Annotated in this window: 11 protein-coding genes; 4 read left to right on the top strand and 7 right to left on the bottom strand. The window is 72.6% G+C overall.

Annotation, left to right across the window (positions count from 1 at the left end; all coding sequences use genetic code 11):
- A partial coding sequence (locus ACJ73U_RS00755) for an FAD-binding and (Fe-S)-binding domain-containing protein (protein WP_407775510.1) occupies positions 1 to 2,679 on the top strand: 2,679 nt, incomplete at its 5' end.
- Here the strand turns inward: ACJ73U_RS00755 and ACJ73U_RS00750 are convergent.
- The 5 genes from ACJ73U_RS00750 to ACJ73U_RS00730 form a co-directional block, all read right to left on the bottom strand.
- Positions 2,662 to 4,053 carry a sensor histidine kinase gene (locus tag ACJ73U_RS00750; RefSeq protein WP_407775509.1) on the bottom strand — a complete coding sequence of 464 codons (1,392 nt, stop codon included), beginning with the start codon at positions 4,051 to 4,053 and terminating at the stop codon, positions 2,662 to 2,664. The two genes, ACJ73U_RS00755 and ACJ73U_RS00750, sit on opposite strands and share 18 nt — an antisense overlap.
- Positions 4,054 to 4,388: 335 nt before the next feature.
- Entirely contained in the window at positions 4,389 to 5,054 is a 666-nt protein-coding gene (locus ACJ73U_RS00745) for a response regulator transcription factor (protein WP_407775508.1), read from the bottom strand.
- A gap of 112 nt (positions 5,055 to 5,166) precedes the next feature.
- Positions 5,167 to 5,313, bottom strand: coding sequence for a hypothetical protein (locus ACJ73U_RS00740; RefSeq protein ID WP_407775507.1), 147 nt, complete (start codon positions 5,311 to 5,313; stop codon positions 5,167 to 5,169).
- Positions 5,310 to 5,684: a hypothetical protein gene (locus tag ACJ73U_RS00735; protein ID WP_407775506.1), complete on the bottom strand. Its 375-nt coding sequence runs from the start codon at positions 5,682 to 5,684 to the stop codon at positions 5,310 to 5,312. The genes ACJ73U_RS00740 and ACJ73U_RS00735 overlap by 4 nt, the downstream gene beginning before the upstream one ends.
- A gap of 81 nt (positions 5,685 to 5,765) precedes the next feature.
- Positions 5,766 to 6,227, bottom strand: a complete 462-nt coding sequence (locus ACJ73U_RS00730) for a DUF6474 family protein (RefSeq protein WP_407775505.1) — start codon at positions 6,225 to 6,227, stop codon at positions 5,766 to 5,768.
- A gap of 81 nt (positions 6,228 to 6,308) precedes the next feature.
- On the opposite strand from ACJ73U_RS00730, the gene ACJ73U_RS00725 reads away from it, so the two are divergent.
- From ACJ73U_RS00725 to ACJ73U_RS00715, 3 genes are all read left to right on the top strand, one after another.
- A complete protein-coding gene (locus ACJ73U_RS00725; protein WP_407775504.1) occupies positions 6,309 to 7,943 on the top strand; it encodes a TM0106 family RecB-like putative nuclease in 1,635 nt (544 codons plus the stop codon).
- Positions 7,944 to 8,026: 83 nt separating this feature from the next.
- Positions 8,027 to 8,158 carry a hypothetical protein gene (locus ACJ73U_RS00720; RefSeq protein ID WP_407775503.1) on the top strand — a complete coding sequence of 44 codons (132 nt, stop codon included), beginning with the start codon at positions 8,027 to 8,029 and terminating at the stop codon, positions 8,156 to 8,158.
- 21 nt (positions 8,159 to 8,179) lie between these two features.
- Positions 8,180 to 8,935 (top strand): SDR family NAD(P)-dependent oxidoreductase, encoded by a 756-nt coding sequence (locus ACJ73U_RS00715; protein WP_407775502.1) that lies wholly within the window; start codon positions 8,180 to 8,182, stop codon positions 8,933 to 8,935.
- On the opposite strand, the gene ACJ73U_RS00710 is transcribed toward ACJ73U_RS00715, so the two are convergent.
- A complete protein-coding gene (locus ACJ73U_RS00710; protein WP_407775501.1) occupies positions 8,865 to 9,887 on the bottom strand; it encodes an EamA family transporter in 1,023 nt (340 codons plus the stop codon). The genes ACJ73U_RS00715 and ACJ73U_RS00710 overlap by 71 nt on opposite strands.
- Before the next feature lie 60 nt (positions 9,888 to 9,947).
- The gene (locus ACJ73U_RS00705) at positions 9,948 to 10,910 is read right to left on the bottom strand and encodes an aldo/keto reductase (RefSeq protein WP_407775500.1); all 963 of its coding nucleotides are present in this window, start codon (positions 10,908 to 10,910) and stop codon (positions 9,948 to 9,950) included.
- Positions 10,911 to 10,924 lie beyond the last annotated feature (14 nt).

Here is a 10,924-nt window from a genome sequence, read left to right as displayed (position 1 = left end):
GTCGACGCCTCGTCCCGCAGGCGGGCCGAGTACTCCTCCGACGCGTCGAACTACCGGCTGGTGCCGCAGGTGGTGGTGTTTCCGCGCGCGGCCGAGGAGGTGGCGCTGGCGCTGCAGGTGGCCCGGGATACCGGCACCCCGCTGGTCGCTCGCGGTGCGGGGACGTCCTGCGCCGGCAACGCGGTCTCGGCGGGCATCCTGCTGGACTTCTCCCGTGCGATGAACCGATTGGTCTCGCTGGATCCGGACAGCCGCACCGCGGTGGTGCAACCGGGCCTGATCCTGGCCGATCTGCAGCGGGCCGCCGCGCCGCACGGGCTGACGTTCGGGCCCGACCCGTCCACGCACAGCCGCTGCACGCTCGGCGGCATGATCGGCAACAACTCGTGCGGCGCGCACTCGGTGGCGTGGGGCACGACGCTCGACAACGTTATCGAGCTGGACGTCCTGCGGTACGACGGCGGTCGCATGACCGTCGGTGCCGGTTCGGAGCTACCGCCGGAGCTGCGGGCGCTGGTCGACGAGAACCTGGCCCTGCTGCGGACCGAGCTGGGCCGGTTCGGCCGGCAGGTGTCCGGCTTCCCGCTGCACCAGCTGCTGCCCGAGCACGGCCGCGACCTCGCGAAGGCGTTGGTGGGCACGGAAGGCACGTGCGTGACCGTGCTCGGCGCCCGGCTCCGGCTGGTGGAGCTACCGGCCACCCGGGTGCTGCTGGTCCTCGGCTTCGCCGACGACGTGGCCGCCGCGGACGCGGTGCCGGCGATCCTGCCGCACCGCCCGCTGACCGTGGAGAGCATGGACGAGCGGATCGTCGCGCTGCGGGCGTCGCGCAACCCGGACCCGGTGCCCACGCTGCCGCCCGGCGGCGCGTGGCTGTTCGTCGAGGTGGACGGGCTGCCGGCGGCGACCGCGATCGCCTCGACAGTGGGGGTGCCGCATGAGGTCATCACCGATGCCGGGCGGCAGCGGGAGCTGTGGCGGCTGCGGGAGGAGGGCTCGGGCATCTCCACCCGCCTGGTCGACGGCGCCGAGGCGTGGCCGGGCTGGGAGGACACGGCCGTCCCGCCGGAGCGGCTGGGCGCCTACCTGCGGGACCTGCGTGCGTTGTTGGCTCAGCACGGTCTGCGCGGCCTGCCCTACGGGCACTTCGGCGAGGGCTGCATCCACATCCGCGTCGACTTCGACCTCGTCCACGCCGAGGGGGTGGCCCGGTTCCGCCGGTTTGTCGAGGAGGCCGCGGACCTGGTCGTCCGGCACGGCGGCACGCTGTCCGGCGAGCACGGCGACGGGCAGGTGCGGGCGGAGCTGCTGCCGCGCATGTACTCGCCACGCATGATCGAGTTGTTCGCGCGGTTCAAGGCTTTCTGGGATCCGGCCGGCCGGATGAACCCCGGCATGGTCGTGCGGCCGTACCGGGTCGACGAGAACCTGCGGTTCGTGCCGCTGGCGGCGGTGCGGACCGCGTTCACGTACCCGCGCGACAGCGGTGACTTCGGGCAGGCGGCCCGGCGGTGTATCGGGGTGGCGAAGTGCCGCAACCACAGCGGTTCGGTGATGTGCCCGAGCTTCCAGGTGACGGGCGAGGAGAAGCACTCGACCCGCGGGCGCGCCCGGCTGCTGTACGAGATGCTGGCCGGCGAGGTGATCACCGACGGTTGGCGGTCCACCGAGGTGCGGGACGCGCTGGACCTGTGCCTGTCGTGCAAGGGCTGCAAGAGCGACTGCCCGGTGAACGTGGACATGGCCACGTACAAGGCGGAGTTCCTGCACCACCACTACAAGCGGCGGCTGCGCCCGGCGTCGCACTACTCGATGGGCTGGCTCCCGCTGTGGCTGCGGCTGGCGTCGCGATTGCCCCGCACGGCGAACAGGGCGATGGCGTCCCCACGGCTCTCCCGGCTGCTGAAGCGACTGGGCGGCATCGCACCGGAACGCGCGCTGCCGCCGGTGGCGACGGAGACGCTGACCCACTGGCTGCGCCACAACCCGGGCAGCGGCGGGCAACCGGTGGTGCTGTGGCCGGACACGTTCACGAACTTCTTCACCCCGTCGGCCGGTATCGCCGCGGTCCGCGTGCTGCGTGCGGCGGGCTTCGACCCGGTGCTGCCGCCGGGTTCGGTGTGCTGCGGCCTGACGTGGGTGTCGACGGGCCAGCTTTCGGTGGCCCGCAAGGTGATGCGCCGGACGCTGCGTGCGCTCGCGCCGTTCGGGGACACGCCGGTCGTCGGCCTGGAGCCGAGTTGCCTGTCCGCGCTGAACGAGGACCTGCCGGAGCTGACCGGAACGTCGCTGAAGGCGTTCACCCTGGCTGGTTTCCTGACCGCGTATGCTCCACAGTGGACTCCGCCGGTGGTGTCCCGAGAGGCCATCACCCAGGTGCACTGCCACCAGCACGCGACACTGGGCGTCACGGCCGAGAAGGCGTTGCTGGCGAAGGCGGGCGTGCGGAACTCGCCACTGCCCGCCGGATGCTGTGGCCTGGCCGGCAACTTCGGCTTCGAGCGCGAGCACTACGAGGTCTCCCAAGCACTCGCGGAACGCGCGTTGCTGCCGGCCGTCCGCGAGGCGGCCCCCGACACGCTGGTCATCGCGGACGGCTTCAGCTGCCGGACCCAGATAGCGCAGGGAAGTGACCGCGAGGCGGTGCACCTGGCCGAGGTGCTAGCCGAGGGTCTTTAGCACCACGGTGAACGCCGCGCCGCCCTCGGGCGCCGGCATGGCGGTGATGGTGCCGCCGAGCCGCGTCACGAGCCCGTGCACGAGCGCGAGCCCGATCCCGGTGCCGACGGGCCGCACCCCCTGGTACCGCGAGTGCAGCACACCTTTCTCGAACGCGTGCCGGTAGTCCTCCTCGGCGAGCCCGGGTCCGCCGTCCCGCACCTGCAACTCGGCGAACGCGCCGTTCGACCGCAGCGCCAGAACGACGGGCGCGCCCGCGGGCGTGGCCCGGACGGCGTTGGCGGCCAACCCGTCGACCACCTGCCGAAGCCGCCCCGGATCGGTCCTCACCCACACGGGTCCCGGCGGGCTCTCCACCCGCAACTCGATCCCCGCGGCGGCGCAGCGGCTCCGCCACACCCGTTCAGCCTCCACGAGAAAGCCGGTGAGGTCCACCTCGCCGAGGTTGAGCCGGAAGTCGTCCGCCCCGAGCCGCGCGAGATCGAGCAGGTCCGACACCATCCCGTCCAACCGCTCGGCCTCCCGCTGCATGGTGCGCCCGACGTCGACGACCTCGTCCCCGTCGACGACGCCGTCCGCGAGCGACTCGGCGAACCCCCGCACGGAGGTGAGCGGCGTCCGCAACTCGTGCGAGACCGAGAGCAGGAACTCCCGCTGCCGGGCCTCACTGCGAGCCAGGGCGTCCGCCAACGCGTTGAGCGACTCCCCGACCTCCACCACCTCCCGAGGCCCATCGAGGGGCACCCGCAGATCCCGCCGCCCATGACTCATCCCCACGGCGACCTCGGCCGTCCGCCGAAGCGGCCGCGCCAGCAGCCGAGCGAGCAACAACCCGGCAAGCGCGGCCACCCCCATCCCCACGGCGAGCGCGAACAGGACGTTGCCGACCAACCGCCGCCAGGCCGCCTTCGAATGCTCCGACTCACGCACGAGCGCCACGGCACCGCCGTCGTCCAACGCCCGCCCCTCGACGAGCAGCACGGTGCCGTCGATGACCGCACTCCCATGCAGTGCCCGCCCAGCCGTGAGCCGCCCGAGCCCGGCCCGCCGAGCGGCCTGCAGTGCCCGCTGATCGCCCACCATCCGGCCCCCGGGACCCCGCCGAACCATGGAGATCCCCTGCCCCGACAGGATCTGCGTGACCCGAGGCGCGGCCACCCGCACGGCACTGAGCTGCGCGGCCACCACATCCGCCTGATCAGCAAGCGTCTCCCGAGTGGCATCCCGCGCCGCGACGATCACCAACCGCACCGAGACGACCCCGGCCACCAGCGCCATCACCGCGGCCACCACCAACCCAAGCGCGGTGATCCGCACCCACAGCGACGCCCGCCGCCGCCCCGCCGCCGGCTCCCCAGCGACGTTCATGTTCATGGCCGGCCTCCGGCAGCGCCCCGAGCAGGTGCGTTGTGTCTGGCGGGGTTGAGGTTGCGTTCACGCCAATCCGAGGAGCGCTGGCCGGTGCCTTGAGTAGGCGCGCCGTGCCCGGCAAGGCCGAGGTCGCGACCACGCCACGCCGACGAGCGCTGCCCAGCACCAACCGAGATTTCGCCGAAAACTTCCGCCCGTAACGTAGGCAGCCCCCACCCCATCCCGGGGGCCGGCCCCGGTCCCATTCTATCGGCTTGCACTGACAAAACCCCTGGTCGGCGTGGGTTGTGGATAACTTTCACCAGGAAGTCCGAGTGAAAGGGACTCTCGTGCCTGGGTCATGTCGGGTCCGCCGCGTAGCCGACGCCGCGGACGGTGCGGATCGGGCTGGCGTCGCCCAGTTTGGCTCGTAGCTGTGCCACGTGCACGTCCACCGTCCGGGTGCCGGTCACCTGGTACCCCCACACCGCGCTCAACAGTCGCGGCCGCTCGAACACCTGTCGAGGTCGTCGCATCAGTGCCGCCAGCAGGTCGAACTCCGTCGGCGTGAGGGCCACCTCGACGCCGTCCGCCCACGCGCGCCGTTCCGTCACGTCGATGCGGGTCCGTCCCACCGAGAGCACCGACGCGGCGACCGTCCCGCGCCGCAGCACCGTGCGTACCCGCGCCACCAGTTCGCGTGGGCTGAACGGCTTCGTCACGTAGTCGTCCGCGCCGAGTTCCAGGCCCAGCACGCGGTCGACCTCGTCGTCCCGGGCGGTCACGAACAGGACCGGCGTCCAGTCGCCGTCGGCGCGCAGCGTGCGGCACACCTCGATCCCGTCCATCGACGGCAGGCCCACGTCGAGCACCACCGCCACCGGGCGTTCCCGGCGCACCGCCGCCAGTGCCGCGGCGCCGTCGGCCGCCACCCGCACGCCGAAACCGTCCCGCCGCAGGTACCGGGCGACGAGGTCCGCGATGGCCGGATCGTCCTCGACCACCAGCACCAAGCCCTCAGGCATGGCCCTGTATAGCACTCACCGAGTCACGGTTTTCGCTTCGCAAGCTCCGCTCAGTCACGATTCTCGCTTCGCAAGCTCCGCTCAGCCACAATTTTCGCTCCGCAAGCTCCGCTCAGTCACCCGCCACGTCCGACTCGATGGCGTCCAACGTGGACTCCACGTTGGAGAACTGCTGGTCGACGCCCGGTGACGTGGCCGAGTCCCGGCAACCGGCGACGACCAGCAGCACCGGCAGCACGACCCACACCAGCCGCCTCACTTCGCCCCGCAGTGCTGGGACGCGAAGTCGGTGGCCCACTTCTTGACCCGGTTGAGCTGGTCGACCCGCCCGGCGCGGCGGTCGGCCTTCTCCTCCAGCACCTGCGCGGACGTCTCCCGCCCCGCGTCGCGTTCCTTCGCGGCGCGTGCCTTCAACCACTGGACCGACCCGCGCACGCTCGCGTCGCCGGTGATCCGGTCCAACAGCCGGGTCGTCCGCTTCTCGATCTTCGGCAGCCGCTTCTCGCACAGGTTCTGCACCTGCTCGGGGCTCAGCGTGATCGTCACCGGCTCCGACGGGTCGGCGGACGCCGTCACCGCTCCGCCGAACACCAGGCCGACCGCCAGGACACTGCTCAACACCAGTTTCACGATCTTCTCCCTTCGTGTGCCAACCACGATGGCGGGCGAAGGTGAGACCTGGGCTCGGGGAATGTTCGGGTTCTGTAAGCGTCAGACGCCGAGCCGCTGGAGCAGCCGCTCCTCGAGCTGGTCCAGCTCGACAGACGCGGCCCGGTGCGCGGCCCTGCGGCGGCTGGTCGGCATCCGCTCGGCGGCCCGCACCGCGGCGGCCAGCTGGCGCAGCGTCGTGTCGGAGCGGTCGGCGAACGCGCGGTCGTCGGCCGTGACGCCGTCGCGGTCGCGCAGCTCGGCGATGGCCGCGGCGGCACCGGTGATCCTGGCGTGCAGCGCCCCGCCACGCCCGGAGAACCGCGGCAGGTCCTCGATGGGCACCCCGAGCCGGGTGGCGCGTGCCCGGTCGTACCGGTCCCGCACCTCGCCGAGCGCACGCACCACGTACGGCGCGACCACCGGGACCACGGCCGGTCCGATGATCTTCACCACAGCGAGCGCGTTCCTCGCCTTCTTCGGCGTGATCCTCGGCTCGTCACCAGCGCGCTTCCTGAGTGCCATGCGGAGAACCTATCGGTGCTGACCAGCACCGGCACCTCTACCGCCCGAGAAATGTCGGTGGTCCCGCTTAGACTGCATAACGTGACTACATCGGTGCTACTCGACTCGGGAGTGGTGAACCGCTGCCGGCGTCGGGTGCACCTCGAGCACGACCCGGCGATGGTCGACGCGCCCCAGGCCCCGCCCGACCCGACCGGTGAGCAGCGCAAGGCCGACGCGGCCGCGCACCGCCGCTCGATCGCCGACGAGATCGCCAGCCTGGTCGGTCCGGGGTGGACGGAGATCCCGCGCGAGGCCCGGTCGAGCGACCGTGAGCAGCTGACGGTGGACGCCATGGCCGAGGGCGCCCGGTTCATCTGGGCCGCCCAGCTGCCCCGCGACGAGGTGGGCGGCCGCCGCGGCCACATCGACCTGCTGGTCCTGGCGGACACCGGCTACGTGCCCGTGCTCGTGGTGCGGCACAAGGTGAGCGACCCCGGGCAGGGCGCCCAGACCACCCCGCTGGCCACCCCCTGGCCGGCCGCGCGCCAGCCGGACCAGCGCCGGCGCGTCCGCCCCCAACCCCGTGACGTGCTCCGCCTCGCGCACGCGTACCGCATGCTGCAGGCGGCCGGCCGGGCCGCCGAGGGTCCCGCGGTCGCCGGGGTGATCGGCCTCGACGGCGACGCGGTCGTCTGGCACGACCTGGAGGCGCCGACCTGGCCGGGCAACCGCACCGCGCTGGCCGAGTACGACGCCCGCTTCGCCGACCGGCTGGCCATCGCGACCACGGCCGCGACCGGCGGCGAGGCGCTCGCGCAGCCGTCGCGGATCGTCGAGTGCCGCACCTGCCCGTGGTGGCCCGTGTGCGGCGTCGAGCTGGAGCAGGCGCGTGACGTGAGCCTGGTCGTCCGCGGCGAGGAGGCGTCGCTGCTGCGTGCGGCGGGCGTGCGCACGGTCGACGACCTGGCCCTGACCGACCCGGACGACGAGTCGCTGCCGCAGACCGGCATGCCGATGTCCGACGCGGTCGGCCTGGCCAAGGCGTGGCTGGCGGACCTGACCGTGGTACGCCGGGTGCCGCGGATCGACGTGCCGCGGGCGGACGTCGAGGTCGACGTCGACATGGAGAGCTTCGGCGACGCCGGCGCGTACCTGTGGGGTGCGCTGCTCAGCGGCGTGGACGTCGGCGAGCGCCCGGGCTACTACGGGTTCGCGACGTGGGAGCCGCTGCCGACCGACGACGAGGCCAGGTCGTTCGGCGCGTTCTGGCAGTGGCTGATGGTCGTGCGCCTGCGGGCGCGGGCGCGGGGGCTGACCTTCCGGGCGTACTGCTACAACGAGCTGGCGGAGAACCGCTGGCTGCTGTCGTCGGCCAAGCGGTTCGCGGGCAAGCCGGGCATCCCGACCACCGAGCAGGTGCACGCGTTCATCGGCTCGAACGCGTGGTTCGACCTGTTCGGCGCCGTGCGCGACCACTTCCTGTGCTCGCGCGGCAAGGGCCTGAAGACGATCGCCCCGGTGGCGGGCTTCCGCTGGCGCGACCCGGAGGCCAGCGGCGAGAACAGCATGCGCTGGTACCGCGACGCCGTCGGCATGGACGGCCGCCAGCCCAACGACGACCAGCGCGTCCGCCTGCTCGAGTACAACGAGGACGACGTGCGCGCCACCCACGCGCTGCGCGGCTGGATGTCGTCGCCGGCGGTCTACGACGTGCCGTACGTGGGCGACCTGTAGCAGAGGGTCATCCCCCAGAAGTACGACAGGATGCCCGTTTTGGGTGACGCGGGGACGGTGCGTTGCCTACCAGGGTGGTCCGTATGGAACTTTTCGCCATCGCGGCTCTGTTCGCCGGTCTCGCCCTGTTGGCGGCTCTCCCTCTGGTGCTCCTCCTGCACTTCACGCACCGTCCCGAGGAGGGGGTCGACCCGCACTCCGTCGAACCTGGGTGAGCGCCCGTTAACCTGTCGGGCATGCAGATCAGTGACACCTCCGCCATCGTCACCGGCGGTGCTTCCGGCCTTGGCGGCGCGACCGCGGCGGCACTGGCCGGCAGCGGCGCCCGGGTCTTCGCGTTCGACCTGCCCGCCGCGATCGACAAGGCGCCGAAGGTCGACGGCGTCACCTACGTCGCGACGGACGTGACCGACCCGGACCAGGTGCGTGCCGGGGTCGACACCGCCGCCGGCGAGGGTCCACTCCGGACGGTGGTCAACTGCGCGGGCATCGGCCCGTCGGCCCGGATCCTGTCGAAGAAGGGCACGCACGACCTGGCGCTGTTCCGCAAGGTCATCGAGGTCAACCTGATCGGCACGTTCAACGTCGTCACCCTCGCCGCCGAGGCGATCGCGAAGACGGCGGCGGACGAGCACGGCCAGCGCGGCGTGGTCATCAACACGGCCTCGATCGCGGCCTTCGACGGCCAGATCGGCCAGGTGGCCTACGCGGCGTCCAAGGGCGGCGTGGTCGGCCTGACCCTGCCGGCCGCCCGCGACCTGGCCTCGTCCGGCATCCGCGTGATGACGATCGCCCCGGGCATCGTCGACACCCCGATGCTGGCCACCGTGAGCGACGAGTTCCGCCAGGCCCTGGCGGCCGGCGTGCCGTTCCCGAAGCGCCTGGCCAGCCCCGAGGAGTACGCGGACCTGGCCCTGTCGATCATCGCCCAGGACTACCTGAACGGCGAGGTGATCCGCCTGGACGGCGCCCTGCGGATGGCTCCCCGCTGAGTCCGGCCGGCTCCTGTTCAACGGCGAGCTGTGCCGGACCGGCCAGCTGCACCAAGGCCGCGCCACCGAGCAGGACCACCGCCCCGACCAGCTGGGCCAGGCCGAGCGCCTGGCCCAGCAGCAGCCAGGCCAGTACGGCGGCGACCACCGGTTCCACCAGGGCCAACACGCTGCCGAGGGTCGACGGCAGGTCACGCATCGCCCGGATCCCCGCCAGGTAGGGCAGCACGGTGGCCACCACTGCCAGCACCACCAGCACGCTCCACACCGGTGCGTGCAGGCCGCCGAGCACCGCGCGGGCGGTGAACAGCTCCGCGGGCAGCGTCCACGGCGGGCTGACCACGATCATCACCGCGGCCCCGACCGCCAGCCCGGCCGCGGTCAGCCCGAACGAGTCGTGCCTGCTGGCACCGTGTTCACCGAGCAGGAAGAAGCCGGCCGCGCAGACCGCCGCGGCCAGCCCGCCGGCGACGCCGAGCAGGTCCAGCCGGGTGCCCCGCCAGACCTCCGCGACCAGGCCCAGTCCGGCGACGGCCAGCCCGATCCCCAGCCACACGAGTACGGGCAGCCGGGTCCGCCGCACCACTCGCACCCACAGCGCGACCACCGCGGGCGCGAGGTTGACCAGCACCATCGCCACCCCGACCGGGACCCGGGCCACGGCCACGAAGAAGAACAGCTGCACCCCGGCGACGCCGAACAGCCCGTAGCCGAGCACCAGCCACAGGTCGCCGCGGCGGAACCGGAGCGCCCGCGGCCGCAGCACGGCGACCACCGCTCCCAGCAGTACCGCCGCCAGCACGATGCGCACGGCGGTCACCGCGGCCGGGGAACCGCCCGCCGCCATCACCGACCTGGCCAGCGGGCCGGAGGTCGCGAACAGCACCCACGAGGTCAGGCTCAGCCCGGTGGCCCGGGCCCGGCCCGGCGCGGTCATCTCCAGTACGGCCACGACCGCAGTGTGCCCGCGAGCTCAGCGCCCCGAACAGCGGATTTCAGGTGGGCCGGGCAGTCAGTGGCGGCCCGGCGGGCAGATCTCGTCCAGTGCCAGCAGGTCGTCCTCGCTCGGGTGCCACTGGGTCGCGGCCGCGTTGGCGCTCACCTGTTCCGGGGTCGTGGCACCCGCGATGACCGAGCCGACCGGCTTCTGAGCCACCAACCAGCCGATCGCGACCGTCGCCATGGGCAGCTCGCGTTCCTCGGCGAACGCCCGCAGCTTCTCGATCCGGTCCCACGGCGCGTCGGCCAGCAACCGGGTGCGGCCGGCGAGCCGCGCGTTGGCGGGCGCGTCGGCGGCCCGGTGGTACTTGCCCGTCAGCAACCCGTTGGCCAGCGGGAAGTACGGCAGCAGCCCCAACCCGAACCGCTCGCACGCGGGCACGATGTCCCGCTCGGCCTCGCGCTCCAGCAGCGAGTAGTGGTTCTCCGCGGCGATGATCCCCGACCAGTGGTTGGTCCGCGCCAGCCACACCGCGTCGGCCACCTGCCAGCCGGCCAGGTTGCAGACACCCGCGTACCGGATCAGCCCCTCGCGCACCAGGTCGTCCAGCGCGGACAGGGTCTCCTCCACCGGCGTCGTCGGGTCGGCGCGGTGCAGCTGGTACAGGTCGATCCAGTCCGTGCCCAGGCGGCGCAGCGAGGCCTCCACCGCCCGTTTCACGTACCGGCGGGAGCCGCGCGCGCCGAAGTCCGGGCCGTTCGCGCCCTGCATGTCCACGCCGAACTTCGTCGCGATCACGCACCTGTCACGCCGGCCGGACAGCGCCTGCCCCAGCAGTTCCTCGCTACGCCCTCGTGGCGCACCGTAAACGTCGGCCACGTCGAAGAAGGTGATCCCCGCGTCGACCGCCGCGCCGATGAGCGCACGCGAACCGGCGAGTGACTCCGCCGCGGTTCCGGGCCGCCCGAGGTTGTTGCAGCCGAGCCCGACTGCGCTGACCACCAGACCTGACTCGCCCAGATGCCGCTGCTCCATGGCGACAACCTACT

It is taken from the genome of Actinophytocola sp., from assembly GCF_045807065.1.
In the GTDB taxonomy this organism is placed as follows: Bacteria; Actinomycetota; Actinomycetes; order Mycobacteriales; family Pseudonocardiaceae; genus Actinophytocola.
Note: the sequence above shows the minus strand (reverse complement) of the source record. Positions and strands in the feature narration are given on the sequence as shown.